At 45.6% G+C, this 26,561-nt stretch carries 26 protein-coding genes and 1 pseudogene; 12 read left to right on the top strand and 15 right to left on the bottom strand.

The window, feature by feature from the left end; translation table 11 throughout:
* Nucleotides 1-47 precede the first annotated feature (47 nt).
* Nucleotides 48-482 (top strand): MarR family winged helix-turn-helix transcriptional regulator, encoded by a 435-nt coding sequence (locus H9I36_RS08530; RefSeq protein ID WP_255422715.1) that lies wholly within the window; start codon nt 48-50, stop codon nt 480-482.
* 35 nt (nt 483-517) lie between these two features.
* The gene (locus H9I36_RS08525; protein WP_187384933.1) at nt 518-1,492 is read left to right on the top strand and encodes an SDR family NAD(P)-dependent oxidoreductase; all 975 of its coding nucleotides are present in this window, start codon (nt 518-520) and stop codon (nt 1,490-1,492) included.
* A gap of 90 nt (nt 1,493-1,582) precedes the next feature.
* Here H9I36_RS08525 and H9I36_RS08520 read toward each other — a convergent pair whose 3' ends face one another.
* Nucleotides 1,583-2,398 carry an aldo/keto reductase gene (locus H9I36_RS08520; protein WP_187384932.1) on the bottom strand — a complete coding sequence of 272 codons (816 nt, stop codon included), beginning with the start codon at nt 2,396-2,398 and terminating at the stop codon, nt 1,583-1,585.
* 95 nt (nt 2,399-2,493) lie between these two features.
* On the opposite strand from H9I36_RS08520, the gene H9I36_RS08515 reads away from it, so the two are divergent.
* Entirely contained in the window at nt 2,494-3,288 is a 795-nt protein-coding gene (locus H9I36_RS08515; protein WP_187384931.1) for a threonine/serine exporter family protein, read from the top strand.
* A 53-nt stretch (nt 3,289-3,341) separates the two neighbouring features.
* Nucleotides 3,342-3,803, top strand: a complete 462-nt coding sequence (locus tag H9I36_RS08510) for a threonine/serine exporter family protein (RefSeq protein ID WP_187384930.1) — start codon at nt 3,342-3,344, stop codon at nt 3,801-3,803.
* A 97-nt stretch (nt 3,804-3,900) separates the two neighbouring features.
* On the opposite strand, the gene H9I36_RS08505 is transcribed toward H9I36_RS08510, so the two are convergent.
* From H9I36_RS08505 to H9I36_RS08485, 5 genes are all read right to left on the bottom strand, one after another.
* The gene (locus tag H9I36_RS08505; protein ID WP_187384929.1) at nt 3,901-6,438 is read right to left on the bottom strand and encodes a penicillin-binding protein 1A; all 2,538 of its coding nucleotides are present in this window, start codon (nt 6,436-6,438) and stop codon (nt 3,901-3,903) included.
* A 417-nt stretch (nt 6,439-6,855) separates the two neighbouring features.
* Entirely contained in the window at nt 6,856-7,842 is a 987-nt protein-coding gene (locus H9I36_RS08500; RefSeq protein ID WP_187384928.1) for a hypothetical protein, read from the bottom strand.
* The gene (locus H9I36_RS08495) at nt 7,839-8,966 is read right to left on the bottom strand and encodes a LysM peptidoglycan-binding domain-containing M23 family metallopeptidase (protein WP_187384927.1); all 1,128 of its coding nucleotides are present in this window, start codon (nt 8,964-8,966) and stop codon (nt 7,839-7,841) included. The genes H9I36_RS08500 and H9I36_RS08495 overlap by 4 nt, the downstream gene beginning before the upstream one ends.
* Before the next feature lies 1 nt (nt 8,967).
* Nucleotides 8,968-9,348: a hypothetical protein gene (locus H9I36_RS08490; RefSeq protein ID WP_187384926.1), complete on the bottom strand. Its 381-nt coding sequence runs from the start codon at nt 9,346-9,348 to the stop codon at nt 8,968-8,970.
* Nucleotides 9,349-9,425: 77 nt separating this feature from the next.
* Nucleotides 9,426-9,599 carry a ferredoxin family protein gene (locus H9I36_RS08485; protein ID WP_187384925.1) on the bottom strand — a complete coding sequence of 58 codons (174 nt, stop codon included), beginning with the start codon at nt 9,597-9,599 and terminating at the stop codon, nt 9,426-9,428.
* 127 nt (nt 9,600-9,726) lie between these two features.
* Here H9I36_RS08485 and deoC point away from each other — a divergent pair, with 127 nt between their 5' ends.
* On the top strand, nt 9,727-10,461 hold the full coding sequence (gene deoC / locus H9I36_RS08480; protein ID WP_187384924.1) for a deoxyribose-phosphate aldolase: 735 nt from the start codon (nt 9,727-9,729) through the stop codon (nt 10,459-10,461).
* Between the two features lie 118 nt (nt 10,462-10,579).
* Nucleotides 10,580-11,554 carry a cation diffusion facilitator family transporter gene (locus tag H9I36_RS08475; protein ID WP_187384923.1) on the top strand — a complete coding sequence of 325 codons (975 nt, stop codon included), beginning with the start codon at nt 10,580-10,582 and terminating at the stop codon, nt 11,552-11,554.
* Between the two features lie 51 nt (nt 11,555-11,605).
* Here H9I36_RS08475 and H9I36_RS08470 read toward each other — a convergent pair whose 3' ends face one another.
* From H9I36_RS08470 to H9I36_RS08460, 3 genes are all read right to left on the bottom strand, one after another.
* Nucleotides 11,606-12,010: a rhodanese-like domain-containing protein gene (locus H9I36_RS08470; RefSeq protein WP_187384922.1), complete on the bottom strand. Its 405-nt coding sequence runs from the start codon at nt 12,008-12,010 to the stop codon at nt 11,606-11,608.
* A 129-nt stretch (nt 12,011-12,139) separates the two neighbouring features.
* Nucleotides 12,140-12,793, bottom strand: a complete 654-nt coding sequence (locus H9I36_RS08465) for an HAD family hydrolase (RefSeq protein WP_255422714.1) — start codon at nt 12,791-12,793, stop codon at nt 12,140-12,142.
* Nucleotides 12,794-12,807: 14 nt separating this feature from the next.
* Nucleotides 12,808-13,182, bottom strand: a complete 375-nt coding sequence (locus H9I36_RS08460; protein WP_187384921.1) for a desulfoferrodoxin family protein — start codon at nt 13,180-13,182, stop codon at nt 12,808-12,810.
* A gap of 130 nt (nt 13,183-13,312) precedes the next feature.
* Between H9I36_RS08460 and H9I36_RS08455 the strand changes: the two genes are divergently transcribed.
* Nucleotides 13,313-14,269, top strand: a complete 957-nt coding sequence (locus H9I36_RS08455) for an alpha/beta hydrolase (protein ID WP_187384920.1) — start codon at nt 13,313-13,315, stop codon at nt 14,267-14,269.
* Between the two features lie 134 nt (nt 14,270-14,403).
* Here the strand turns inward: H9I36_RS08455 and H9I36_RS08450 are convergent, their stop codons facing one another.
* On the bottom strand, nt 14,404-14,640 hold the full coding sequence (locus tag H9I36_RS08450) for a hypothetical protein (protein WP_187384919.1): 237 nt from the start codon (nt 14,638-14,640) through the stop codon (nt 14,404-14,406).
* Between the two features lie 193 nt (nt 14,641-14,833).
* Nucleotides 14,834-16,858, bottom strand: a complete 2,025-nt coding sequence (locus tag H9I36_RS08445) for a LacI family DNA-binding transcriptional regulator (RefSeq protein WP_187384918.1) — start codon at nt 16,856-16,858, stop codon at nt 14,834-14,836.
* Between the two features lie 302 nt (nt 16,859-17,160).
* Between H9I36_RS08445 and H9I36_RS08440 the strand changes: the two genes are divergently transcribed.
* The 5 genes from H9I36_RS08440 to H9I36_RS08420 all read left to right on the top strand — a co-directional run bounded on the left by H9I36_RS08440 (nt 17,161) and on the right by H9I36_RS08420 (nt 23,336).
* A complete protein-coding gene (locus H9I36_RS08440; protein ID WP_187384917.1) occupies nt 17,161-18,108 on the top strand; it encodes a sugar ABC transporter substrate-binding protein in 948 nt (315 codons plus the stop codon).
* Nucleotides 18,109-18,178: 70 nt separating this feature from the next.
* Nucleotides 18,179-19,672, top strand: coding sequence for a sugar ABC transporter ATP-binding protein (locus H9I36_RS08435; RefSeq protein WP_021495815.1), 1,494 nt, complete (start codon nt 18,179-18,181; stop codon nt 19,670-19,672).
* Nucleotides 19,673-19,674: 2 nt separating this feature from the next.
* Nucleotides 19,675-20,679: an ABC transporter permease gene (locus H9I36_RS08430; protein ID WP_021495821.1), complete on the top strand. Its 1,005-nt coding sequence runs from the start codon at nt 19,675-19,677 to the stop codon at nt 20,677-20,679.
* Between the two features lie 129 nt (nt 20,680-20,808).
* A complete protein-coding gene (locus H9I36_RS08425) occupies nt 20,809-22,290 on the top strand; it encodes a glycoside hydrolase family protein (RefSeq protein ID WP_187384916.1) in 1,482 nt (493 codons plus the stop codon).
* A gap of 152 nt (nt 22,291-22,442) precedes the next feature.
* Nucleotides 22,443-23,336: a PfkB family carbohydrate kinase gene (locus H9I36_RS08420; protein ID WP_187384915.1), complete on the top strand. Its 894-nt coding sequence runs from the start codon at nt 22,443-22,445 to the stop codon at nt 23,334-23,336.
* Between the two features lie 710 nt (nt 23,337-24,046).
* Here the strand turns inward: H9I36_RS08420 and H9I36_RS08415 are convergent.
* From H9I36_RS08415 to H9I36_RS08400, 4 genes and pseudogenes are all read right to left on the bottom strand, one after another.
* Nucleotides 24,047-24,571: a hypothetical protein gene (locus tag H9I36_RS08415; protein ID WP_187384914.1), complete on the bottom strand. Its 525-nt coding sequence runs from the start codon at nt 24,569-24,571 to the stop codon at nt 24,047-24,049.
* A 209-nt stretch (nt 24,572-24,780) separates the two neighbouring features.
* Nucleotides 24,781-24,990: a hypothetical protein gene (locus H9I36_RS08410; RefSeq protein WP_187384913.1), complete on the bottom strand. Its 210-nt coding sequence runs from the start codon at nt 24,988-24,990 to the stop codon at nt 24,781-24,783.
* A 108-nt stretch (nt 24,991-25,098) separates the two neighbouring features.
* On the bottom strand, nt 25,099-25,980 hold the full coding sequence (locus tag H9I36_RS08405; RefSeq protein WP_187384912.1) for a cytochrome c oxidase assembly factor Coa1 family protein: 882 nt from the start codon (nt 25,978-25,980) through the stop codon (nt 25,099-25,101).
* Nucleotides 25,981-26,092: 112 nt separating this feature from the next.
* A pseudogene (locus H9I36_RS08400) lies at nt 26,093-26,251 on the bottom strand (integron integrase); the annotation flags it as partial.
* Nucleotides 26,252-26,561: the final 310 nt, after the last annotated feature.

The raw sequence follows: 26,561 nt of genomic DNA, 5'->3' as shown, positions 1-26,561 counted from the left end.
TTGTACCGCTATTTGATTTAGAGCGCAACAAGCTGTATACTTTTGTTATGAATACGGATATACGGCAGAGCATGTCGCTCGTATCGCGCATACATTCGGCGGCGGCGGATTTTCTCATAAAGCGTCTTGCGGAAAAGGGCTTGCCCGATTTTGCTTCTTCTCACGGCTTTATTTTATTTCAGCTCGCCGCAAAGGACGCGCTCTCGATGAAAGAGCTTGCGGAGAAAATCAACCGCGATAAATCGACGGCGACCGTTTTGGTGCGGAAGCTCGAACGCGACGGATTTGTCAAAACGGCTCCGTCTCCCGCCGATGCGAGAAGCAAGCTCGTATCGCTCACGTCTAAAGGAAAGCGCTACAACGATGTGACGGCGGAACTTGCAAACGGTCTGCTGAAAATATTCTATAAAGGGTTTTCCGAAGACGAAAAGAAAAAGGCTTTTGCCTACCTCACGCGCATTGCAGAAAATTTTCCGCAGTAAAAAACGCCCGCGCCTATGCGATGCAGGTCGCACGTATGCGTACGGATGAGGGCGACGAACACAGGAGCGGTGTCGTACTCGCGTATGCGCATCGGCGTCCCTGTCAAACAGAGGCTGTCGCCGGTGCTGTATTGACGCGAAGCGAAAAGCACCTTATTATTTTCTTCATGATGATACGGCTCGCTGTGATAACGGGCGCTTCGAGCGGACTCGGAAGCATATATGCAAAACTTGTAGACCGGCGGAAAGATATCGATGAAATCTTGCTTATCGCACGGAGGGAAGACAAATTGCTTGCCCTTGCTTCGGAACTCGCTCATCCGGCTACAGTTCTGCCGCTCGATTTAACAAAATCTGCGAGCATCGATCGTTTAAAAATTGCACTCGAATCGAAGGTGAAACGCTCGCCCTTCGCCGAACTCGCCCTTTCGGCTGCGACCGAAAAAAGCGGTGACGGCATGACGATCGCTTTTTTTATAAACTGTGCGGGCATCGGCAAAATCGGAGATTATTGCGATATAGCGCGGGAAGACAACGAGCGCATGATCGCGCTCAACTGTACGGCTCTTGTCAATGCCGCGCTCGCATCTCTTCCGTATATGAAGCGGGGGAGCAGGCTCATCAACGTTTCGAGCACGTCCGCGTTTCAGCCGTTTCAGCATCTCGCCGTCTATGCCGCAACAAAAGCGTTCGTGCTGAGCTGGTCGCGGGCTGTCCGCCGGGAGCTTTTTTCACGCGGCATCCGCGTGACGGCGGTATGTCCGTACTGGATGACGAAAACCGAATTTATTAAAAATGCGGAATCGAGTACCCTGCCGTCTTCGCGCGCGATACGCAATTTTCATTTCGGAGAAGATACTGCCGTAGTTGCGCACCTTTCACTTTTGGGGAGCGCTTTAAACCTGCCTGTTGTAACGACGGGCGCCGTGAGTACGCTGCACCGCATCATTGCAAAGATGATACCGCGAGAGATCATGCAGTTGCTGTGGGAACTCTGGCGCTTGTTATAAAATTAAGAATGTACATGTGCGCGCTCACGCACCGATGCGGCATTTTCGAAAATTGATATTTTCTGCAATGCCGCATTTTAATAATAATTATTAAAAATCGAAATTGTCGGGATCCTGTTTCATCATACCTGTATCCAAATCGCTTATCCTTTCCATTTCGTCTTCGGTGAGAGCAAAATCGAAAATCGAGGCGTTTTCTTTGATGCGCTTCGGATTGACCGATTTCGGGATTGTGATAATGCCGTTTTGATAATCCCAGCGGAGCGTCACCTGCGCTGCGCTCTTTTTGTGCGCTTTGGCGATTTCTTCGATCGTCCGGCTTTCGAGCACGATGCCGCGTCCGAGCGGGCTCCACGCTTCGGGAAAAATCGAATGGGAAGCGCAGTAGTCGCGCAGGCTTTCGCGCGTTAAAAACGGATGGCATTCGAATTGATCGACAGCGGGGACAGTGTTCGAAACTGCGGCGAGTTCTTCGAGGTGATGCTGTAAAAAATTGCTTACGCCGATGGCGCGGACTTTTCCCGATGCGAGAAAATCCTCCATGTATTTCCACGTATCGATAAATTTGCCGGGTACCGGCCAGTGAATCAGATAGAGATCGATGTAATCGAGTTTGAGTTTGTTGAGGCTTTCGTGAAATGCGTCTTCCTGCCGGTTGTCTCTCTGATCCTGATTCCACATTTTCGTCGTAACGAAAACTTCTTCACGCGGCACGCCGCTTTCGCGGATCGCTTTGCCGACTTGGGTTTCGTTGTTGTAAAAGGCCGCCGTATCGATGAGACGATAGCCGCATTGGAGTGCCGCCTGTACCGCTTCGATCGTTGCATCTCCGGCTTTGTAAACACCGAGACCGAACTTCGGCATGAGTAGGCCGTTGTTGAGCGTAACTTTTTCATCGATACCCATATGGAACCTCCCGTTAATAAAAATCAAAACTGTGTTTTTATTATATCAAAAAAAAATACATTTACAAGCCGGCATCTCCCCGTTATAATCGCGCTATGGATCACATCGATGTCGACGACATACAGCAGATCGCCGCTTCCGCAGGTGCAGTCGTGCTTGAAAACGGAGGGGAAACTTACCGCGCGGAAACGACGGTTGTGCGGACGGCCGCCTCGCTCGGCGCGGTCGAGCCCTCTTCGTTTATAACGACGACGGTCGTCATGGTTTCGTTTCTCGATGAAAAACGGAATCACTATTCGTATTTCAAACGCATATACAAGCGCGATATCAATCTTAATAAATTGGCGATGATCAACAATCTGTCGCGCTCGCTTGAGCGGCACAAGCGTGTTCCGGACGTTGCGCTCATCGAGCGGCGCATCATGCATATCGCAAGGGCGAAAGAATATTCAGTCGCCTTTATCGTCGCTTCCGCCGCGTTGAGTTCTTTTTTCTTTACGCTGCTTTTCGGCGGTACCGTGCTCGATGCTCTTTGTGCGCTCCTTATCGGCGGCATCCTCCGCGCTGCGATCCGTCTTCTCGGAAAAAGCACGGTCAATAATTTTTTCGTTTCACTGTGTGCGGGTTCGGCCGCTTCGGTTATGACGGATATCCTCGGTCTTACGCCGCTTCCCCTTCATTCGTCGGTCGTCATCATAGGCGTGCTCATGCAGGTCGTTCCCGGTCTTGCCCTCGTCAATTCGATACGCGACAGCATTGCAGGCGATTTTGTCGCCGGCACGTCGCGCCTCGTCGATGCGCTTTTGACGGCGCTCGCGCTTTCCGTCGGCAGCACTGCGGGTTTGCTTGTGACGCACGCCATCGAAAGGATAATAAAAAGTGTCGGCTAAAAATTTTTCCAGAAGTTGCAACTTCCTGCAAAAGTTTTTATAGGAGGATCGAAATGACGGTGACAAAAATCGCGCTTGAAATTTTGTGGGCATTCGGAGCGTCCGCCTGCTGCGCATTTTACTTCAACGCTGAAAAACGCGATGCGCTCATCGCTTCGATACTCGCAGGAGTCGGCTGGTTTTTGTTTTGCGTGTTTAAGCTCTACGGAGGACACGAATCGTTCGGCTGTTTTTGCGCTTCGTTTGCGGTTGCCTCGGGAGCGGAAGTGTTTGCTGTAATCCTAAAGCGACCTGCGACCGTCTATCTCGTGCCGGGCATCATTCCGCTCGTTCCAGGGGGAGGCGTGTTTTTAATGATGCGGAGCGCGGTGCAGGGGGATTTTTCGACATCTCTTTCATACGGGTACGGCGCGCTCGGAGCAGCCGTCGCGATCGCGCTCGGCATTGCGATTGCATCGTCCGTTGCGGGAACCGTGAGGTCGGCTATCGCCAAACGCCGTAGTATAAAGCGATAGCGGTTGTCTCAAAGGGCGGTCGCAAAATCGTTTACTCTATCGATTTTATGCGTGCAAAGGCATCCTTTCATACCGTGATACTTTTCGGCACTCGCTCTTATTCCATGAGATAATTGTAATCCGCATCGCCGTCCGCCGCATCGTCTTCTCTTTCCGCTCGCGTTCCGCCGTCGAAAATATCCGACGGTATCGTCAGCGGGGACGTATCGTAGGCTTCGTCATAGCCGAATCCCGATTTATACATTTCCTTTTGCAGCCGGTCGATAAATACGGCCGTCGCATTTTTATCCGAATGGATCGTGCAGAGTTCCGTCGGTGCCGTCCCTTCGAGAAACCATTGCGTCGTTATGTGGTTTCCGCATTCGGGCGTCGGCAAGAGTCCGCTTTCGGTGCAGACCGTCGCGCGTATAACGCCGGATGCGGGCGCGGTAAAATCTTTCGACGGAAGCTCTTTGTGAATCGCACCCATAAAGTCGCCCATGGCCGGGCCTGCAAGCGTCGCTCCCGTTATGTTGAGTCCGAGCGAATTACCGCGCTTGTCGAAGCCGAACCAGAAAGCCGATGTGTAATACGGACTGAATGCGATCGTCCACGCATCCGCCCAGTTTTGCGTCGTTCCCGTTTTGCCCGCGAGCGGGATCGCATAGGATTTGCCGCTTGCCGTTTTATATGAAAGCTTTCCGCTCTGTCCGGCAAGCGTTCCGCTTTTTACGGTGTTCGTCAAAAGTTGCGTCATAACGTACGCCGTCTGGGGAGAAATGATTTGCGCGGCGGCACCCTTTTGCTGCTGCGCCAAAAGGATATCGCGTTCGGGGTTAAAGATGACGTTGCCGTTTCTGTCTTCGACGGTACGGATCGCTATCGGTACGACTTCTTTTCCGCCGTTTGCAAATATTGCAAATGCCCGTGCCATTTCAACCGGCCGCACGTCACAGACACCGAGCCCGAAAGGGTAGACGGGAATAAAACTGCGCTCTCGGTATTCGCTTTGCGGAATGCCGAGCAGCTTTGCCGTCCTGTCGATTGCGGCGTCGAAGCCGACGGCATCGAGCACTTTTATGGACGGTACGTTCATCGAATGGGCAAGCGCGTACCACAGCTGGACGTTGCCTCTGTATACGCCTTTGAAATTCTGCGGAATATAGGGCGTGCCGTCGGATTTGTGAAAGACGGTCGGCGTATCGGAGATAACCGTTGCGGCAGTAAATTTTTTCGAATCGATCGCCGCAGAGTAGTAGAGCGGTTTAAATGTGGAACCCGGCTGAAAGCGCGACTGCACGGCGCGTATAAATTGATTGCTTTGGCCGTATTGACTGCCGCCGACGAGAGCTGTGATATAGCCCGTATCGTTTTCGATCGCGATCATCGTTCCTTCGATCGTCGTCCGCTCGCTTTCCGCTTGCGAAATTTTCGTCGCGTTGTTGACGATCTGCATTTTCAAATCTTCAAGACCGAACATGAGAGAGCACGTATCGAGTACGGGATTGATCTGATCGACGAATGCGGCGTTTGCCGTTTTTTTCGCGCGTTCGGCCGAAAGCTTTATGCCCGGCAGACCGAAAGTGAGGGCGATGAGTTCGGAAAGAGGGACGTAGGGGCTGAAGGTCGTTACGGCGCGGTTTCCCTGTTCCCGCCTCCACATTCGATTCGCCTGTGAAATGTATTTATCCATAACCGCCTGCGCCGCCGCCTGCTGCGACAGGTCGAGCGTCGTATTGACGGTAAATCCGCTCGTGTAGATATCCTCCGAACCGTAGACCATATTGGCGAGTTCGCGCCGCACGTATTCGCTGAACCAAGGAGCTTTATCGTCTCGCGTAAAGTATGCCGATGCGCTCGTTCTCGTGTAATCGAAATTCGCCCAGTATTCGTCGAAAGATTCGTCGGCATCCGCCTTTGTGATGTATCCCCTGTTTACCATCGACGCGAGGACGTCGCGCTGCCTGTCCATCGCTCTGTTGGGATGATCGAAGGGATTATAGTACGCGGGATTCGACAACTGGATGACGAGGATCGCAGCTTCGGCCGGAGTGATTTTTGTCGCATCGTGTCCGAAATAATATTTCGATGCGGCGTTGACGCCGTAGGTGCCGCCTCCGAAGTAGATGCGGTTGAGATAGGTTTCGAGGATTTCGTTTTTCGAAAGCCGCCGCTCCATCTGCATCGCCCACCACAGTTCTTTGATCTTTCGCTTTACGCTTCTGTCGGAACGGTCGCAGTAGAGCGTTCCCGCGATCTGCTGCGTCAAAGTCGAACCGCCGCCGAGTCCCAGATGCAGCGCCTGTCCGATCACCGCGCGCACGATCGCTTTTGCGGAATAGCCGCGGTGTTTGTAAAAGACGCGGTCTTCGCGCGTAAGAAGCGTATTTACTACGAGGCGCGGCAAGCGCTCGAAACTGATGATTTCGCGTTTTTCATCGGACGCGAGTTCGGTGATGAGTTCTCCGTTTATGTCGAGCAGTTTTGTCGGCAGCGCCGTTTCGAATTCGGTGATATATTCGGTATTTTTAATATTGATCGTTTCGGACAATGCCCAGCCGAGTGTGCCCCCGAACGCAAGCGCAAAAAATGCGAGCAGCGCAACCTCTATGATCGTCGATTTTTTAATCGAACCGGTAATCCTGTTTTCTATCATACGCGTCAATACGGGTATACTAGCCCGAATAGCGCATTTTGTAAATCACCCGATATAAAAAAGGAGCCGGTACGCAAAACGCATATCGGCTCCAATGCCCATCAGGCAACCGGAAGCATGGGTGGGAGGGGAAATGCTCCCGGTATATATTATATCGACTGAAATGCCGAAAAAAATTAGCGGATTTAAAAGAATCGGCGTGTTTTTTATTCGTGCGGAGGGTTTAATACCCCGACGCTTGCGTCGTAACAAAGGGTATTAAAGCCGACTGCAACCACCTTATGAGAACAACATACCCCGACGCTTGCGTCGGGGGTGTTGATTCGTGCGGAGGGTTCGATACCCCGCTGTTTTGTGTACCTGCGAACTTCGAGCGTTCCGAAATTTTCCGATCGTTTCGCGTACCGATGTTCGATGTTATTGTTCGCTTATCGTTAAATCGACGGTAACCGAAGCCGTATACGATTTGCCTTTTTGCGCGTTGAGCGTGCGCAAAATTTCGTAATCGCCCATGACAAAGCGCACCGTGTGTTCGCCTTCGGAAATTTCGAATTCTTTGCCGAACACGGTGCATTTTTGCCCGTCGACATATACCGTCGCATTGTCGGGAGCCGTGACGGCGAGCGTCGGGACGAGGCTTTTAAGCACGATCGAAAGCTCCGTCGTCTTCGCCTGATCGATGCATACCGTGCGCATTTCGTCGCGGTAAAAATCGGATACGATGTTTACGTCGTGTGCGCCGGGAGTGAGCGTATAGCCTTTCTCATCGACATCCGTTTTAGTGCCGTCGATAAAAAGCGTATAGGGAGACGTATCTCCGTTCGGAGAGGCGACGGAAACTCGCAGCTTTCCTTTGTTTATTAAAATCGGTTTTATACTAATCTTTAATTCCGCGTTGATCGTTTCGTCGGGAATGCCTTTCATTGCCGGCTGCAGTCGTACGAATACGAAGCCCTGTTTTGTATCGGGAACGACGCCGAGCTTTGTATCGTATGCGCTTTCTTTGAACGATACCGATGCCGACAGGGGAATGCGGATGACCCACGAAAGCCTGGTCGGAAGCGGTTTGACAAAAGAACGCGTACCGCTGTAATCGATTTGAGAAGAGGAGGGGAGCGGTGTTATATTGTCGTAAAGGGAGAGAGCGACCGAATCCTGCCATGCGGCGACCTCTTCGGGGATCGCTATCTTTATTTCGATACCTTCAAGCCAGCTGCGATCTTCCGGCAAAAAGATCGCGATACTGTCGTTGATGCCGGTTACGAGCGTTTGTTCGCTCTGCACCGTACCGGTGAGTTTGAGCGGAAAAAGTTTTCGTACGCGGAACGTTTCGGAAAAAAGAGGAGATGCGGCACATAAAAGTGAAAAGATAATAATTTTACTGCGGATACCGTGTATCTTCATCGTCCCTGCCTGCCGTCGTAATCCGGCAAAAGACCGCGCGGGTCGGTCGAAACGCCGTTTACGCGTATTTCAAAATGGAGGTGCGCTCCCGTCGCAGCTCCCGTTTTTCCTACACTCCCGATTCGAGTTCTCCCCGTAACGATATCGCCTTCGTGCACGAGTACGTCCGACAGGTGCGCGTAAATGCTCGTCATGCCTTTGTCGTGTCTCAATACGACGTAATTTCCGTATATCGAATCGCCCTTTGTACAGCGTATGACGCTTCCGCTTTTGCACGAATATACGGGTTCCCCTTCGGGAGCCGCCAAATCGATGCCGCGGTGAAAGCGCATTTCGCCGGAGATGGGACTTACCCTCATACCGTATGCGGACGACAGCCACGATGCGTCGAGCGGCATTTTAAAATCCGCATCGAGAAAGAACGCGCGCTCGGTTGAATCGAAACGCTCTCCGTGCAGAAAATAAAAACGCCTCCCGTTTATACTATACCACTCTTTCGGCACATTTTCCATAAGCCGAAAATATTTTTTTTCTATTAATATTTCGATGGACGATTCAGGCGTTTCCGGAACGAATAAGCCCGCATCGGTGGGCAGAATGATCGTTTTGCCTGCAGCCATATCGCCGATATTCGCGATGCCGTTTACCGTTGCTATCGTTTCGTAGGGAATCGAACAGGCTGCCGCGAGGGTAAAAAGCGTATCGTCGGCAGTCGGCGTGTAGGCGTAAAACTGTGCGTGCTTTATCTTTCCTGCGGCTGAACGCTTGTAGTTTTCTTCGACGTCGGCACCGTACTGCTTAAAAACATCGTCTCGTGAAGAAAGATGCGGGATGCGCGGGAGCTTTTCAGTGTACAGCGTGATGTCGTTTTTCGCCGAAGTCGTGCGTACCGACGATGAAGGGCTACAGGAAGGCTCGTGCGCAGATACGGCTCCGACGGGCGAACCCGTGTTTGCTTTTTGAACGGCGGCTGCGTATGTCGGAATCGTGTTCGTCTTTTGGACGTCAGCTGCGTATGTATTTCTTTGAAGAGCGGCGTTTCGAAATCCGAATGCGTTTTGCGGACGGATCGGTAAAAATACGGTAAAAGCTGCCGCGATAAAGAGGCGGCGTATAGTTCGCATATTACCCGTTTTTCAAGAGACGGGATGAGATAATGCAAAGCACGGGGATGAGGATGATGACGGGGATAGCGATAAAGCGCGCGCCTGCAAATACGAGCGAGACTGCAACTGCAAGCCCTGCTGCGATTATGACGATATCGAGTGCGACGCAGAACACTGTTTTCGGTGTCGATTTTTTTATCGCGCGCGCCGTTTTATATACGACGTATGCGGCGAAAACACTGAGGACGACTGCCGTGTAGAGGGAAGGAAAGGAAGTCGCAAAGTACCACAGCGGAAACGTAAGGGAGATGCCGACAAGGGCACACAGCGCAATGAGAGCCGCCGCTTTTGCCGCCGAAGAAAACGCAGTGATTACATAATAGAGAATACGCTTTGCCATAGACTCCCGTATAAAAAAAGGGACACCAGCGGAGCGATTTTCACTTCGCCTCGTGTCCCTGTTTCGAAGCGATAAAATTACACTTCTGCAATCGCCGAAGTCGGGCATTCGCCTGCGCATGTTCCGCAGCTGATGCATTTTTCTTCATCGATGATGCGGGCATTATCGGCTTCCGATATAGCGCCGACCGGACAGTCGGGTTCGCATGTTCCGCAGTTTACGCACTGCTCTTTGTTGATTCTGTACGCCATAGGTGTTCTCCTGTTATAGCTTGATTTTTTGCGCCGTGACACGGCACACCACATCTTAAATAATACACTATTGCCGAAAACCGCGCAAGACTGTTATACTGTATGTACAGAACAAAAGAGGATGATTATGAAAAAAGAAACTGTTGCATCGATGATCGATCACACGCTTTTGGCGCCGGAAGCGGGGGCGGAAAAAATACGGAAACTTTGTGCGGATGCGAAAAAATATCGTTTTGCATCGGTATGCGTGAACCCCGTCTACGTACGGCTCGCGGCTTCGGAACTGGCAGGTTCGAGTGTACGCGTGTGTACGGTCATCGGCTTTCCGCTCGGTGCGAATGCAAGCGCCGTGAAAGCGTTTGAAGCCGATCACGCGATCAAAGACGGAGCCGATGAAGTCGATATGGTGATCGATATAGGGGCGGCAAAGGACGGCCGCTTCAACGATGTCGAAGCGGACATCAAAGCCGTCACCGATTCGGCGCGGGATGCCGCAAAAAAAGCGGGAAAGAGCGTCGTCGTAAAAGTGATCCTTGAAACCTGCTTTCTTTCAGATGAAGAGATCGCTTCGTGCTGCACCTGCGCGGCGAAGGCCGGAGCCGATTTTGTTAAAACATCGACGGGCTTCGCAAATCCGAAAGGAGATGACGGAAAGCCGCTTCCGAACGGAGCGACATCTCATCACGTCGAACTCATGCGGAAAACGGTCGGCAGCGCGCTCGGCGTAAAAGCTTCCGGCGGCATACGCTCCGCAGAAACCGCTTCGGCGATGCTTTCCGCCGGTGCGAACAGGCTCGGAACGTCGAGCGGCGTCAAAATCGTCGAAGATTGGGACGAAAGCGCCGCCGTCAAAGGCTGTTGAAAAATACGGAAATGTGCGGCGCCGTCAACGTACAGGTCGCCAAGGCCGCGTTTGCGATACCTGTACCCCGCAACGCGGCGCTTGCGATACGCTGAATATTTTGTTAATATTATCCGCTATGAATTCCGAATCGACCGATAAAAACGAAATACATACATCGCTTATCAGGCGGGCGGGCTATATCGCGCTTTTCGGAAACCTCGCGCTCGGCGGCGCGAAGATCGCTCTTGCGAAACTTTCCGGAAGCCTTGCCGTTTTGGGCGACGGCATCGATTCGCTCACCGATGTCGCGATCGCGCTTATGACGCTCATCGTGAGCACTGTCATCTCTCGACCGAGCGACAGAGAACATCCGTGGGGGCACGGTAGGGCTGAGACAACGGCAACGATGGCCTTATCCTTCGTCATCTTTTTTGCCGGCACGCAGCTCGCTCTTTCGTCCGTCAGTCAGCTTGTCAAACATTCGTATAAAACCGAAGTGAGCATTGCGGCCATCGCGGCTGCCGCGCTGTCGATCGGAGGAAAAGCGATTCTCGCCGTAACGCAGTACAGACTCGGCAAAAAAAGCGGCAGCGCCATGATCCAAGCGAATGCGCAGAATATGAAAAGCGACATCGTTATGTCGGGGGGCGTGCTTTTAGGTATCGGTGCTGCGCGTCTTTTCCGTTGCCCTTCACTCGATCCCGTTACCGCTCTTCTCGTAAGCGTTTGGGTTATCAAAAACGCGATCGCGATCTTTTCCGATACGAATACCGAGTTGATGGACGGCAACACCGACAGGGGTATATACAAGCGCCTTTTCGATGCAGCATCTTCCGTGCAGGGGGTGTCGCATCCCCATCGCGCACGGATCAGAAAAATCGCATCATATTGGGATATCGATTTGGATATCGAAGTGGATGCCGATATGAGCGTATCGTCCGCGCACGAAATCGCGTGTGAAGTGGAAGCCGCCGTCAGAAAGGCTATCCCCGACGTATACGACATCATGGTTCATGTGGAACCGGCAGGATCGAACGATGAAAACGAGCAGTTCGGTCTCGATGAAAACGATGTAAGAGTCGACAGTCACCGCGCGAATGGTGACAGTTGAGTGCGCGCTGTATAGTCTCATGCGCGGGCAGACTCGAAAATTCCCCGCTCGCTATTTTTCGATTTTACCCTTCCAGCTCATAATGCCGCCGATATTGACAACGTTTGTATATCCCATCGACGAAAGTTTTCCGGCGGCAACACGGCTCCTTTGTCCGCTCCTGCAGTAAACGAGAATTTTTTGATTTTTATTTTTCAAAATGTGTGCGGCACTCTCTTCGGTAATCGTTTCGTTTGTTAAAAGGACGGCGCCCGGAATGTGTCCCGCTTTGTATTCATCGGGACGGCGCACGTCGATGAGGATAAAATCCTTTTCCGTTTCCATAAGCTTTGCAGCTTCATCCATAGAAATCGATGTGAATTGCTCTGCCGATTTTTTTTCATTTTCTTTTGCAAAACACGAAAAAAACATTATCGCCCCCATAAAAATAATAATTCCGATCGTACGTGTATTCATATTTTCAATCCTTATCAAAATAGTATATGATCCGTGTCAACAACACCGGAAACCGTATTTTCCAAAAACGGCATATAATATAAAAATCGGCTGCACTTCCGGCAGAAGCCCTCGCGTTCGCCGATGCGATTACAAAACCGTGCCGATCGCATCGAGAGACGGCAATATGCACATCGCGATTTTTTTCATTTCATCGTCGGGTGCAATTTTATCGGGCACCATGATGCACGAAAGTCCCGCTCTGTACGCGCTCCGCATACCGTTCGGCGAATCTTCGATCGCACAGCAGACATCGGGCGAAAGACCGAGCGATGCGCAGGCGCGCTCGTAGATTTCGGGATCCGGTTTTCCGCGCGCGACCGTATCGCCTGTCGTAAGCGTTTCGAAAAAATCGATAAAACCTGCGTTTTTCATCTGACGGCGCACGGCATCTCCGTCGGTGGAAGAGGCAAGCGCGATGCGGTAGCCTTTTTTTGTCAAATATTCAAGCGCCTCACGCGCGCCTTTCATCGAAGGAAGCCCCTCTTCCGTTTCGATTTTATTGAACAGCACGGCGATGCGATTCATAAATCTATCGGCCGCGGATACGCTTTGCAAATCGTGTTCGAGCGAGGCACGGGTGTCGGCATAATTGCATCCGCGGTTCTTTTCGATAAGGTACTCGATATCGTCAATGCCGCACTCTTTTGCCGCTTTACGCCACACAAGATCGCAGACGGTTTCGCTGTCGAGCAAAACCCCGTCCATATCGAAAATCACTGCGGCAAAAGTTTTCATCATCATCGGTGTTCCGGCGCTTAGGCTTTTGCCTTCCAGAGTCCGTGCTTATTGCAGTACTCGTATGCCGCAATCAATTTGTCGCCTGAAGCAAGCGCAAACGACGCTTCGGGCTTTTCTCCGGGTTTAAGCGACTTGCGCTGGACGCCCTGTTCTGTTTCTATTGCGATCCACTGAATATAGTGATCGGCTTCCATCGGATGGACGGCGGAACCGACGGCGACATGAACTTCGCTGCCTTTGACCGTGATGACCGGCACGTGCTTTTCCTGCGCAGCGTCGGTCGTGTTCGCTTTGAGTTCCTGCATCTCTTCTCCGCAACAGGACGGAAGGCAGCCTCCCTTGTGAATCATGCTGACGATTGTGCCGCAATGTCTGCATATGTAAAATAGCATAGTGTCCTCCAAGACATAGTATTATATATAATATACCGAAAAAACAAAAAAAAGCAAATAATTTTATTTTTGTTTTTATTTCAGTTTTTTGCGCATTGACGGAAGGGTCGTATTCGGGTAAGTTTTTACCATGCATAAAAAAATCGAAAGCTTGCATCGTTTCAATATAACGGCATTGCGCTTCTTTGCAAACGGTAAAAAAAATATCAAAACAAATATGCGCCGCACTCGTACGGTATGTACGGTTCTTTTTATTGTCTTTTCCGCCTTTCCTCTTTCCGCTTCCCGCCGCGCCGTTTTTTTGTGGCAGGGCGTACGGAGTATGAAAAACTGCGATTCGGTCATGTTTATGAGCAAGCCCGAAAACGCAAACGGGGCAGCTCTCATCATTTGCCCCGGCGGAAGCTATCACCACTTGGGTATGTATAACGAAGGGCACTGTACTGCAAAGCGATTCAACGCGCTCGGCGTTACGACTTTCGTACTGCGCTACCGCGTCGCCCAAGGAGGCGCTCATCACCCCGCCCAGCTCGAAGACATACAGCGGGCGATCCAGCTCGTACGCGAAAACGCACGCGACTACGGCATCGATCCCGGCAGAGTCGGCGCGATCGGTTTTTCCGCAGGCGGACACTTAGTGACGATGGCGGGCGCCTTTGCCGAACGCGGCAACGAACTTGCAAAGCTCGGCATCGATGTGAAAGTAAGCCTGCGCCCCGACTGCGTTATGGCGATCTATCCCGTCGTTTCGATGCGCGACGATATCGCAAACAAGTGGTCGCGGAAAAGCCTGCTCGGAAAAAATATGAGCGAAGAACGAAAAGAACGCTTTTCCATGGAAAAGCAAATTCCTCCGACAATGCCGCCGACATACATCCTCGCCTGCCGCGACGATCCGGTCGTCAAATTCGAAAACAGCCGTCTCCTGTACGCCGCTCTCAAAGCGAAAAATATACCGTGCCGCTTTGCGCAATACGAAACGGGCGGACACGGTTTCGGTATGCTCGAGGGCGCCTTTATGAAAGAGACACGCTGGAACGAAGACATAGAGGCGTGGTTGAAAGAAAACGGCATGCTGCAGAACTAGCATATATGCCGAATGAAAGCCTTTCTCGTAGCGCGTTCCGTAGACATGACTTTTGCTTTGTTTTGCATAGTTTTTTGAGACTGTGAAGACCTTTTTGGCGCCCTTTTTTACTTTGTAAGCTTCTAAGCTCATCATCAAGCCCCATACTTGTCGGTTTTCTTCGTCGATTCGTTGATTATCTTAAACTTCAATGTATTGATTACCGTCACTTCCGCTCCGGCTTTCTCAACCTGATTCTTGAAGAATCTGGTGTTGCCGGTTGACTCCACTCCGATTTTAACTGCAAAGTCCGCCGCCTTGTACCCGGCAATTCTTTCAAAAAACTTCGTATAACCGGATGCTGTTGTCGGGTACTGCTTGATTTCAGACAAATTTTCAATCTTGTCCTCAACTCTTACATGCACGGTAAACTGTCATGATGACCTCCGTCTTGCTTCAGCGGAAAGTCTAATCGATAGTGTGTTCCATTCCGCTGGAAACTTCGTTGCGAAGTTCCCATTCAGTCTCTTACGATTTTATCATGCCCCCATTATTTTTTTATTTTGCGGTGCCCGTATAGTTTTTTTATAAAAAATTATTCTTTAGTTCTTTTTCCAAATCAGCCGGTAGCTTTTCATGCATGATATCTTTCCATGCTTTTATAAGCTGTTTGGGTTTTACAACATACGGATCAACGCCGATGTATTTAATTTTTTTATTTGAAACCAAGGATTTTGCAACAGCCATTGCAGCTGCAACTCCTTGTTCATACGGGCGCTGAGTGCTTAAACCTTTTACCATTTTTTTGCGCAACATATTCATTGAAATATCATGATCAAGATCACATGTGAACACGGCAATATCCAATCTTTTTAAATCGGTAAGAGCACGAATCGCTTCAAGCGCAGGCTGATCCCATGAAATATATAAACCCTCGATTTCAGGGCATGAGTTAACCAAGTCATAGCAGGTTTTGTATGCGTTTGAAATCGAGATAAATTTTTCACATGCAAAAATATTTACATTAGTATAATACTCTCTGACAAGTTTCTCCGCTGTAGAATCTCTTATCTGTGTTCCGTAAAAAGGTATTCCATGGACAAGAAAGCCCACCGTCACATGTTCCCTTTTTTTGTAATATTCGCCAAGCAGTGTTCCGACATTCCTTCCGTTTTCGTTTTCATTTACCGAAACACATGAAACATAGGCGTCGGCATTAAAACCGGCGGGAACATTGCTTAAAAAAATAAGTTTCATCTGTTTTGACAATTCCGTAAATTTAAGAGACGTAAGATTATCATCGGTAGGTATTGCGATCAGAGCGTCGGGTTTTTGCAATCTAATCGCATCCAGCTGTGCAAGTTGCAGTTTAGGATCGAAATCCGCATCCATAACGGATATTACCGAAATTCCAAGATTTCCCAGGGTTTCTCTGATCCCTTGTTCGTGCAATCTTGCCCATGCGGTTCCTCCGTAATGAAGAGAAATCGCAACCTTGGGTTTTTTATTTCTGATAATCTCTTTTTCCCTTTGCGTTAATTCCAATTCTTCGGGTGCGGTTGCCTTTTCTCCAAATGGCCCCATGCTGATCATCTGTATAGATTTACCTTGTATAATTTCAATCGGTATGACAATCTTCTTTGTTTCGGGTCTTTCACCTTGTAAAAGTTTCATCATAAGGACATTCGAACTTTCTATAATTTTTGAAACATTCTGTTTTAATACAGTCAACGGGGGAGAGTACAATTCACTCCAAGGAGAATCTCCGTATCCGATAACGGATATGTCTTCAGGGCAATCCAAACCAAGTATTTGAAGGACTTTAATTAACGACAAGGTAAGATTGTTTCCGCATGTTATGCAGGCTGTAGGTTTTATGTCTTCTAAAAACGTTCTGATCTTATGCTCTTGATTTTCCATAGATTGCTCCGAGTCAACGGTAAGAACCAGAGAATCTCTAAAAAAAACATTGTGCTCTGCCACGGCTTCTCTGTACCCTTCAAGCTGTTCTGAAGCCCTCGATGGGTCATTTTCTAAAACAATAAGAGCAATGTCATGGTGTTTGCAGAGCAAAAGCTGCTGTGTACTAAGGTAGACGGCCTTTTTATAATCGGAAATTATTTGATATATGTTTTTAGAGTTAAGTTTTCCGTCCAAAAAAACTATGGGTTTGTTTATTTTTATTAAACGTTTATAATTTGCAATGTTATTTGTGGTAGGTATAATAAATATGCCTGCAATAGTTTTATCGGCTGCTAAAGAAGTAAGTATGTCTTTTTCTTGCGATATGTTATTACTCGTAATCTCCACGATAAAGCGGTAATTATGTGACATGAAATAGATTCCCAGCATAGTGGCAATTTGAAGATTTACGGTACCGGAAAGATTGGGTAATAATAGGCAGATCACGGAACATTTGTTTCGCTTTTTCAAACCGGTATCTTTTATGTTGTCAGTGACATACCCCAGCTCTGCAATAGCCTTAAATACTTTTTCATTCAAGTTCTCGGCGACAAACCTTGTATGATTTATTGCATGAGAGACGGTTGCAATCGATACCCCCGCTCTTTCAGCTACATCCTGTAAGGTAACTTTTTTATTATTTGCCATCGGTATTCCTCAAATTTTACGTAAAATAATAATATATGATTGCATAAAACACAGAGAATAACAAGGATAAAAGCTTCTGTGTGCGTGTAAAAAGAAACAGCCTGATATTTTTTACAGGTTTTTCTATTATAATGTACAAAGCTATACAGATTATTTGTACTTTACAGTATTTTACGTAAAATTAAAGAAAAAGTCTATGTAAAATAAATATTAAAATAAATTTGTTGACATATACTTTGTATCGTGTTAATATTTACGTAAAACAAGGGCGGGCGTATTCCGTCAAACAAGGAGGATGTAATATGAAAAAAACAGTCAGCATAATTTTATCGCTGTGTGTTGTTTCTATGGCAATGTTTGCCGGAGGAGAAAATGAGAAAAAATCGAAATCTCTTAGATTTGCTTTTTTGCCGAACACGCAGAACAACACATTTCAGAGTACAATGAACGACACTTTTAAAAAACTTTGTGCCGAAAAAAATATTGAATATACTTGTCTGGATCCGGACTACGATCTGAATAAACAGCTGAATCAACTATCGGATGTTGCGACTCAAGGCTATGACATGGTATTCGTAATTCCCGTGGATTCAAACGGTATTACTGCAGGACTTATCGAGCTTAAAAATGCGGGTGTTCCCGTAATCAATGTCGATACATCCGTAGGAAAGGCGGATTTGGGCTTGGTTTTATCGGTTGTAGCAACGGATTGTTATATGGCCGGGCAGCTTGTCGGGCAACAGATGGTCAAGGACTTTCCTTCCGGCGGACAAATTGCAATTCTGGATTTTCCGTCAAACGAAAGCTGTGTAGATCGCGTAAACGGATTTTTAAACGGACTTGGATCCAATAAGAGTAAATTCAACATAACGGCGCAGCAGGACGGAAAAGCGGCTTTGGATGCATCTTTAAAACTCGCCGAAGATATCATTACGGCTAACCCTGATCTAAAGGCCTTTTTCTGCATAAACGATCCGTCGGCGTTAGGAGCCGCTGCAGCGGTAAAAGCTGCAAATAAAAGCGGTAAAATAAAAGTATACAGCATAGATGCTTCTCCCAGCGGAAAAAAAGCTCTGCTGGACGGAGAATTTGCAGCCGTAGCCGCACAGGTACCTATAGAAATCGTAAAATACGCATTCCAGCAAGGACTTGATGTGCTAAGCGGCAAGCAGATCAAAAATTCCGTTTACCTTGCTTCCCACTTGGTTTCCATAGACGAAGCTAAAAAAACACTCAACGACTGGCAGTAATTTTCAATAATAACCAAAACGAAGGAAAGCATTCCTTTCCTTCGTTTTACATGTTTTCAAGGGTAATATTATGAATGGTCCGATTCTGGAAATGAAAAACATATCAAAATCATTTTCAGGTGTTTATGCGCTCAACGGAATAGATTTTTCACTGGAAAGAGGAGAGGTACACGCTCTGCTTGGCGAAAACGGTGCAGGAAAATCTACTCTAATAAAAGTGCTCGGAGGCATATATAGACCGGATTCGGGATCGATAAGTTTAAACGGAGCTCCTGTTGAAATTAAAAATGTACATACCGCCCGAGAATACGGCATAGGAATAATCCATCAGGAAATAATGCTGGTTCCTTCCATACCGGTTTACAGAAATATTTTTCTTGGACGGGAGATAACAAAAAAAACAGGAATTCTTGACGAAAAGGCAATGATCCTTGAAGCGAAGGACAAGTTAAACTCTCTCGGGGTGGATCTTGACGTCACACGGAGAGTTGAAGAATTGACAATAGCACAACAGCAGATGGTTGAAATAGTTAAGGCCATCTCATTTAATGCCAAAATACTTGTCATGGACGAACCTACCTCCTCAATAGGAAAAGAAGACGTAAATACTCTTTTCCGGACGATCGAGCGTTTAAAAAAACAAGAAGTAAGCATCATCTATATTTCTCACAGAATGGAAGAATTATTCCAAATTTCCGACAGGATCACCGTTATAAGAGACGGACACTTTGTCGGTACAAAGTTTACTCAAAAAACCGATACGGATGAACTTGTATCCATGATGGTAGGACGCGCTTTAGAGAAATATGATTTTCGTACCGGAATTTCATTTAAAAACACTCAAACTGTTTTAGACGTACAAGGGCTTTCGAGTGAATCCTTTAAGGATATAACTTTCAAAGTTCATAAAGGAGAAATCCTCGGCTTTGCAGGCCTTATAGGGGCCGGACGGAGCGAACTTATGATGAGCATCTTTGCAAACACGCCTCATCGCACGCAGGGACAGGTATATTTAAACGGTGAAAGCGTTTATTTTAAAAAATCTTCTCAAGCTATTAAAAAAGGAATCGGATTTGTTCCTGAAGACAGAAAAAAACAAGGATTGGTTTTGAGCAATTCGGTAGGTTTTAATATGGTACTTGCGTCTCTTGATCGGATCATGCGCGGATTTGCCATAGACACTGCAAAGAAGAATAAACTGATTCACTACTATGCGGATAACTTTAAGATAAAGGCATCATCTTACGATACCGACGTTATAAATCTTTCCGGAGGCAACCAGCAAAAAGTTGTCATAGCCAAATGGTTATCTACCGATCCCAGCTTATTAATCTTGGATGAACCTACGCGGGGTGTAGACGTGGGCGCCAAATTTGAAATTTATTCAATAATTAATGAACTTTCAAAAGCCGGACTGGCAATAATACTGATCTCCAGCGATCTGCCGGAGGTGATTAATATGTGCGATTCCGTCTGTGTAATGAAAAGAGGCCGATTGGTAAAGCAACTCACAAAAAACGAATTATCGCAGGAATTAATCATGAAATATGCGGCAGGAGGATGATAATGAACAATAAAACAATCATAAAAGTAAAAAACCGCGGTATGTTTGCAACATTAAAAAACAACGCAGGCATATTGGTTGTTCTGCTTTTTTTATGTATCTTATTAACGTTTCTTACGGATAAATTTTTTACCGCAAATAATATTTTGTCCGTTTTAAGACAAATTTCCATCAATATGTATATCGCAATCGGAATGTCGTTGGTAATTATCCTTGGCGGCATTGATCTTTCAGTTGGGAAGATCGTTGCGATGACGGGAACCTTGACCGTAGGCTTTATAGTCACCCAGGGTATGCCTATATGGGCGGCTATTATTTTGGGGCTGCTCATAGGCACGGCTACGGGATTCTTATCGGGTTTGTTTATTGCCAAATTCAATGTTCCCGCTTTTATTGTAACCATGGCTATGATGAATATTACAAACGGCGTTGCTTATGTATACAGCGGCGGAAGATCAACCCGAATTCAGGAATCTTTTTTCGTTAACATAGGGACGGGCTATTTGTTCAATGTCATTCCGTTGCCGATTGTCTACATGCTAATCCTGATAATTATATTTTCGTTTCTGCTGAATAAAACCAAATTCGGCGCCTACATATATGCGATCGGCGGCAACAGAGAATCTGCCAGATTAAGCGGCGTGCCTATCTTCAAAGTTGAAGTGCTGATATATACCATCAGCGGATTTTTATCCGCTTTTGCGGGAATAGTCCTTTCAAGCAGAATGTATTCGGGACAGCCTTCGGTAGGAAGCGGCTATGAACTTGACGCCATCGCCGCCTGCGTACTCGGTGGGATTTCCATGTCGGGCGGCAAAGGTCTTCTAAGCGGAACCGTAATAGGAGCGATGGTCATCGGTATCATTTCAAACGGTTTAAACTTACTGGGAGTAAGCTCTTTTTGGCAATTGATAGTAAAGGGTATAATCATCTTGATCGCAATCCTGATAGACACGCAAAAGGGCGGCAACGGCATATTGCGTTCTTTTATTAAAAAGAATAAATGAACGTTTAAATTGAACATCCGAAATAACGCCGTTCAGTTTAAACTTAAACCGTGCACAAAAAGCGCACTGATTCAACATCTTATAAAATCGATATTTTGTTAGGCTGTCGAATTTTTAAGGAGGATAAAAATGACATCAAAATTATTCAGACATACAAAACACTGCCCGTCAACAGGCGATGCAATCCCTTTTTTTCATGACGGCACATATCATATTTTTTCACTTACCCCGCCCCAAGGCACTACAGTATATCCCGATCGACTTAGAACTTCATGGTGCCACACAATTTCAAAAGATCTGCTTCACTGGGAAGAATTACCCGTAGCCATACATCCGGGCACAAACGATGATGCGGATTCTTCAGGTGTTTGGACGGGTTCCGTCGTTTTCGGTAACGGAATGTTCCATGCGTTTTATACCGGATACAATATTAAAGCAAAATATCAGCAAACTATATGCCATGCATACAGCAAAGACAGCATCACATGGGAAAAAGATAAAAAGAATCCCATACTGTTACCTAATGAAGATCTTTTTGAAGCTTTGGACTGGAGAGATCCTTACGTATTTTACAATGATGAAGAGAATGCCTATTGGATGATCTTGTCTGCAAGGCTTAAAGGCAATGCGATTACCAGAAGAGGATGTGTTGTATTGTATACTTCCCCGGACTTGGATAAATGGACATATTCACGTGTTCTTTATTATCCGGGGAACACCAACTGTCCCGAATGCCCCGAAATGTATAAAATCGGTTCAAATTGGTATTTATCTTATTCAAGGTTTTCGGAATACGTAAATACCATTTACAGAGTTTCAAGTTCGCCTTTCGGCCCGTGGAGAACCCCGAAATCCGACGGAATAGGCGGCAGACGCTTCTATGCCGCGAAGTCCATGGCAAACGATGAAGGACGCCGTATTTATTTTGCTTGGGCGCACGACAGAGGCGACGATTGCGATCAGGGAGAATGGTATTGGGGCGGTAAATTTTGCGTCCCGCACGAAGTGGTACAAAACTCAAAAGGAGAATTGGATGTAAAAATGCCGCCTGAAATTCGCTCTCTATATCCTAAAAAGATCGATTGGCAGTATATGCAGATCCAAGGAAACGGGACTAACTTCGGCAACAGATCTATCGACATATCCTCTTTAGGAACGTGCTCCTACGGTTTTTTCACCGGCATCCCCGAATCCTATTTATTTTCCTGCCGATGCAGAGCTCATGAAATATATAACAATTTCGGCATTCTTTTAAAAAGCGATCGCGACGCATCGACTTGTCTGCAGTTGGAATTCGATTATTCCATGCAAAGGGTATCCCTTTTAAATCTTCCCATGCCCGTGGATCCGTTTTGGCAGCAATCCTGCCAGGCTATCCCCAAACCGAAAATGCCGGGCCCTGACGGCTTTAGGGTTTGCGAAAAATCTTTTGCCTTTGATGTAAATTCATGGATAAAGATCTGCCTGCTCGTTGAAAAGGATAATATAGACATATTCATTGACGAAAAAATCGCTTTTTCATATCGTCTGTATGAAAAACCCGAATATGAGCTGGGCTTTATAGCGGAAGACTGCAACGTCGAATTCTGTGATATAAACTTTGCGGTTTAGACGGAGTATGTTGCCGTTCGTCTTTTAAAAATCCGCAGTACCGGTTTGCCGCCGCCGCTTGGATATCAATAATCCGGCGGAAACAGGCGGTAACAATACGGCAACGATACGGTCGCTTTATAGCGACTATTATGTTATAATGATTGAATAATATGAAATTTATCTGTTTCGGAGAAATACTTTTTGACATATTCAAAGATTCGGCAAGAATCGGAGGCGCCCCGTTAAATGTGGCCGCGCATTTTCAAAAACTCGGCGCAACGGGAACTATCGTCAGTGCGGTAGGAGATGACGAACTGGGGCGGTCGGCGTTGGACACCGTTAAAAAATTCGGAATAGGCTCCGAGCATATTCATATAAGCGAATTTCCTACCGGAAAAGCCGAAGTTTTTCTTGTCGACGGAATAGCCGACTACGCTTTTAACGAGCCGTGCGCTTGGGACGACATAAAAATTTCCGATGAGCTAAAAGGGCCGTTTGACGTTCTATGTTACGGAACTCTTGCACAACGCAGCGAACAAAACCGAAAAGCCCTCTGCCGAATATGGGACTCTATCGACGTACCTGTAAGATTTTTCGACGTAAATATCCGTAAAAATTTTTACAGCAAGGAAATAATCGATCAAGGGCTTCTACATGCCACCATCGTTAAAATGAATAACGATGAAATTCCCGTTATAGCGAACGCCGCAGACATCGGTAAAAAGAATTTCGATGAAACGATAGCGGAGCTTTTTCACCGATACCCGCTCGATATAATCTTAGTAACTCTCGGAAAAAAAGGTTCGGTTTGCTGTACGAAGGACGGAAAAATTTTCCGGCAGAACTGTAAAGACATAACCGTCGTAGATACGGTCGGCGCCGGAGACAGTTTATCCGCAGGTTTTTTGCACATGATGCTTAAAGGCGCTCCTTTACAGCAGGCGTTGGCTTTCGGATCAACCCTTGCGGATTATGTCTGCGCGCATCAGGGCGCAATTCCAGAATACGACCAAGAGCTTTTAAATAAATTTCACTACGTCCAAGATAAAGAAGGTACTTTTTAAAGTCTGTAATTCGCGGTATAGTTGGGTTAGAACATAAAACCATATCACAAGCGGCAGCCTCTATCATCTCGGCATTCACAAGGACGTGAAACGCTCCGCGATTTCCTATACGAACAATAACCGAAGGTTTAAATTGAACGTCTGAAATAGCGCCGTTCAATTTAATTTCGAGTTTTCTTTCGAAAACTCGCAGATGCACGTGTGCGCTTCCGCGCACTAATTATACAGCGCCTAAATCTACTGTTACGTTTAATTTAGGCTACTGTAATTATAAAACCTTCGGCAATTTCTGCGAAAATGGCGTTCTGTTCGTCACTCGGCTCAAGGAAAATGCGGTCAAAACACAAATATGGATAGCGTTGATTGTCTATCTGCTTTTTCTGAAACTTTGCGAGCAGTGTAAATATGACGACAAGAATTTTACGTACTTTTGTTTATATTTTGAATCAGGATTACAACCATTATTAAACATTCCAAGCCCTTTTCTGTTTAACCGATAACCATCCCAAAAACCATATGTATCGGTTGTGAAATTATAATTAACATTTATTTCTTTTATATTTTCCATTTTGCGGCCGTTCGTATAACCAGCGTTTTAAACCGTAAAAACGTTTTTGCGCAACGCGCAAAATTGGTGCAAAAGTTGCAGCGGCGAAAAGCTGCGGAAAGCAACTGTTGTGACAAAGTTTTTATCGGCTTTGAAAACCTTGTTATGCTTTTTTTATTTTTACCTTGCCAGTTGATTTTAATAACTGAATCATATTTATTAAAATACAAATACCGCACAAAAACAACGATAAATATATATTTGTAAGTAATTCTTTTTTGACTTCAGGTTCTTTTACTGATTCAAAAGAAAGCTTTACAATTTCAAATATCGGATAACCTTTTATTTCTGGAAGCTTTAATACTTCTTTTATAATAACAGCAATATAACTTAAATATACTCCGACAGCCGTATATACCAAACTTATTAAAGAAATTATAAGTACACCTATCTTGTTCATTTTGCCTTTTGCCCAAACATAGCCTTTTTGTGAAAGATAAAAATATATTAAACCTGACGCACCTGCGATTCTACCTAACAAAAATAAAATGAATGTTACTAATATTCCAGGAATAGAAAAAACTATCGCTGCTATTGAACCTTGAAGATAATTATTTGGTTGGAGCCTAAAATCTTCATACGCATTTTCAATTTTAGTTTCTAATCTTTTTGCACAAGAAGAACACATTGGCAACGGAATACCATCAATATCAAATATATTAAGTCCATCCGTTTCTATACAGTTATCTCCACTGCATTTTGATTTTTCTTGCGGGTATTTTTGTTTAATATAACCAGTTATGTCTTCAATTACTTCTTTTATTTTTGAAATTTTGAAAGGTAAAAAATATTCCGTAAATACAATATAAACATCAAAAGACTGATCGTCAAAAAAATCTATACTTTTTGCATATCCTTTCCTTTTCCAAGATAAAATTTTTTTTTATCACCTTCATTTAATTCAATTGGAAATCTGAAACACACATTTTTCCGATTCGCCCCATCTGCAAACATAACATATGTATTATTTATAAATCCATAAAAATATGTTCCGTTATTTTTGAAACCAAATTCTTGGCTCAATTTTTTTAAACCTGGAAAAATCATTCTATTACCCCTTTTTCTAAAAACCACGCCTATAGCGTTGTGTACATAACATTGTTTTAAACCGCAGGCAGCTCGATTACCTGTCGGCTTTGAAAACGGTGTTAGGCGCTATTTTTCATTTATAAGTAAATCTATAGAATCTACTTTTCCTTTTTGTTTATAAAATATTATTTTTTTATAATTCCAAATTCCATTTTCTTTTTCTGCATCAACATAAACCCGTGAGCTTCCGTTTTTACCTTTAATTGTATATGAAATAGATACTTTTCCAGTCCCATTTCCATTTGTGCTCATGGAACCACTTATAATTTTGGGAAGTTTATAATCTTCACCAAGATATTCCAAAATTTCTGTATTATTTTCAATAAGCTTAATTGAATGTAAATATGGTTCAGATTTTAAAAATGATGAAAAAATTGTAATACATACTATTATTATAGCACCAACAAAACCAACTCCAAAAATAACAGAATATTTTATAATTTTTTTCTTTTTTGATTCATCTGATTTTTCAATTTTTCTTCCGGAAACTTCTGATTCACTATTTTTACCAAAAGTTTTTCTGTATAAATAGATGCTCCCATAAATAAAGCCTAATGCGCCTGTAGAGTATGTAAATTGAAATATATCCTTTTTATCTTTAAGCGCGCAAAGGATTGTATCATTTATAATTCCTAAAACAACGCCAATTGTACTTATTATTATGACAAAGTAACAAAAAAACTTAAAAATAGATTTTGGACAAAACGGATTTATTTTTTGGAAACCTAACACAATAAAAACCATTGCCCATGCTATAAAGAAAAAGCCAATACTTATTCCAAAACCTAATACAGCTTCTGAAATTTTTATATCTTTACAGATGTGAATAATACAATTTAATATGCAAACTCCAAGAATTATACCTAGAATAATTTTTATTCTTTTTTCATAAAAATCAATTATTTTTTCCATTTTTTCCCATTCTTGCACGCCAATGCGTGTTCTCATAACATCCTTGCAACATTTTCGTATAATATCACAAAAATCTATGCTTTTCCATCTAAATTGCTGCGGATCAAAAAATCACATCTTTCTTCCTTATCATCAGCTGGAATAAATCAACCGCTTCATGCAGGGTACGCTGAATAACCGAAGGATCGATATGGTGGCGTCCCTGCTCGCCGGTTTCTTTGTTACGCCATCGGCAAGCTTGAGGAAACACCCACTGCCAGACCTGAGTTTTGCCGGCATTGGGATATTTTTTTGCAAAAGCAACCGGATAAAAAGACCGTAATCGTTCTTGGGCAAGAGGAGAGAAAATATCTTTGCAGTTCGCTGTCATTGTCTTTCCAAAAACATCCGGCCGGAATCCAATCTCTGTTCGGTACTTTTTTTATTCGTGCGGAGGGTTATCTCACATGCCGCGTCGTAACAAAGGGTATTAATGCCGACTGCAACCACCTTATGAGAACAACATGGGGCTGTCCAAAAAGAAAGGACAGCCCTGATTATTTTTAAAGACAAAAGATTTGTTCTGTGCTAAAATTTAAGTATGAGCAGAGGAGTAAGCGATAAAATCACATTCAAGG

The sequence above is a fragment of the Treponema sp. Marseille-Q4130 genome, from assembly GCF_014334325.1.
GTDB lineage: Bacteria > Spirochaetota > Spirochaetia > Treponematales > Treponemataceae > Treponema_D.
The sequence above is the reverse complement of the archived record's forward strand: the minus strand, read 5'-3'. Positions and strand labels throughout refer to the sequence as shown.

What these genes read in the sequence shown, in the direction of transcription:
- H9I36_RS08485 (WP_187384925.1), bottom strand. Translation starts at nt 9,599, where the DNA reads ATGGCGTACAGAATCAACAAAGAGCAGTGCGTAAACTGCGGAACATGC.
- H9I36_RS08440 (WP_187384917.1), top strand. Translation starts at nt 17,161, where the DNA reads ATGAAAAAAACAGTCAGCATAATTTTATCGCTGTGTGTTGTTTCTATG.
- H9I36_RS08415 (WP_187384914.1), bottom strand. Translation starts at nt 24,571, where the DNA reads ATGTGTTCTTCTTGTGCAAAAAGATTAGAAACTAAAATTGAAAATGCG.
- H9I36_RS08430 (WP_021495821.1), top strand. Translation starts at nt 19,675, where the DNA reads ATGAACAATAAAACAATCATAAAAGTAAAAAACCGCGGTATGTTTGCA.
- H9I36_RS08530 (WP_255422715.1), top strand. Translation starts at nt 48, where the DNA reads ATGAATACGGATATACGGCAGAGCATGTCGCTCGTATCGCGCATACAT.
- H9I36_RS08425 (WP_187384916.1), top strand. Translation starts at nt 20,809, where the DNA reads ATGACATCAAAATTATTCAGACATACAAAACACTGCCCGTCAACAGGC.
- H9I36_RS08460 (WP_187384921.1), bottom strand. Translation starts at nt 13,182, where the DNA reads ATGCTATTTTACATATGCAGACATTGCGGCACAATCGTCAGCATGATT.
- H9I36_RS08505 (WP_187384929.1), bottom strand. Translation starts at nt 6,438, where the DNA reads ATGATAGAAAACAGGATTACCGGTTCGATTAAAAAATCGACGATCATA.
- H9I36_RS08510 (WP_187384930.1), top strand. Translation starts at nt 3,342, where the DNA reads ATGACGGTGACAAAAATCGCGCTTGAAATTTTGTGGGCATTCGGAGCG.
- H9I36_RS08475 (WP_187384923.1), top strand. Translation starts at nt 10,580, where the DNA reads ATGAATTCCGAATCGACCGATAAAAACGAAATACATACATCGCTTATC.
- H9I36_RS08420 (WP_187384915.1), top strand. Translation starts at nt 22,443, where the DNA reads ATGAAATTTATCTGTTTCGGAGAAATACTTTTTGACATATTCAAAGAT.
- H9I36_RS08405 (WP_187384912.1), bottom strand. Translation starts at nt 25,980, where the DNA reads ATGAGAACACGCATTGGCGTGCAAGAATGGGAAAAAATGGAAAAAATA.
- H9I36_RS08495 (WP_187384927.1), bottom strand. Translation starts at nt 8,966, where the DNA reads ATGCGAACTATACGCCGCCTCTTTATCGCGGCAGCTTTTACCGTATTT.
- deoC (WP_187384924.1), top strand. Translation starts at nt 9,727, where the DNA reads ATGAAAAAAGAAACTGTTGCATCGATGATCGATCACACGCTTTTGGCG.
- H9I36_RS08470 (WP_187384922.1), bottom strand. Translation starts at nt 12,010, where the DNA reads ATGAATACACGTACGATCGGAATTATTATTTTTATGGGGGCGATAATG.
- H9I36_RS08455 (WP_187384920.1), top strand. Translation starts at nt 13,313, where the DNA reads ATGCATAAAAAAATCGAAAGCTTGCATCGTTTCAATATAACGGCATTG.
- H9I36_RS08445 (WP_187384918.1), bottom strand. Translation starts at nt 16,858, where the DNA reads ATGGCAAATAATAAAAAAGTTACCTTACAGGATGTAGCTGAAAGAGCG.
- H9I36_RS08435 (WP_021495815.1), top strand. Translation starts at nt 18,179, where the DNA reads ATGAATGGTCCGATTCTGGAAATGAAAAACATATCAAAATCATTTTCA.
- H9I36_RS08490 (WP_187384926.1), bottom strand. Translation starts at nt 9,348, where the DNA reads ATGGCAAAGCGTATTCTCTATTATGTAATCACTGCGTTTTCTTCGGCG.
- H9I36_RS08410 (WP_187384913.1), bottom strand. Translation starts at nt 24,990, where the DNA reads ATGATTTTTCCAGGTTTAAAAAAATTGAGCCAAGAATTTGGTTTCAAA.
- H9I36_RS08465 (WP_255422714.1), bottom strand. Translation starts at nt 12,793, where the DNA reads ATGATGATGAAAACTTTTGCCGCAGTGATTTTCGATATGGACGGGGTT.
- H9I36_RS08525 (WP_187384933.1), top strand. Translation starts at nt 518, where the DNA reads ATGCGTACGGATGAGGGCGACGAACACAGGAGCGGTGTCGTACTCGCG.
- H9I36_RS08520 (WP_187384932.1), bottom strand. Translation starts at nt 2,398, where the DNA reads ATGGGTATCGATGAAAAAGTTACGCTCAACAACGGCCTACTCATGCCG.
- H9I36_RS08515 (WP_187384931.1), top strand. Translation starts at nt 2,494, where the DNA reads ATGGATCACATCGATGTCGACGACATACAGCAGATCGCCGCTTCCGCA.
- H9I36_RS08500 (WP_187384928.1), bottom strand. Translation starts at nt 7,842, where the DNA reads ATGAAGATACACGGTATCCGCAGTAAAATTATTATCTTTTCACTTTTA.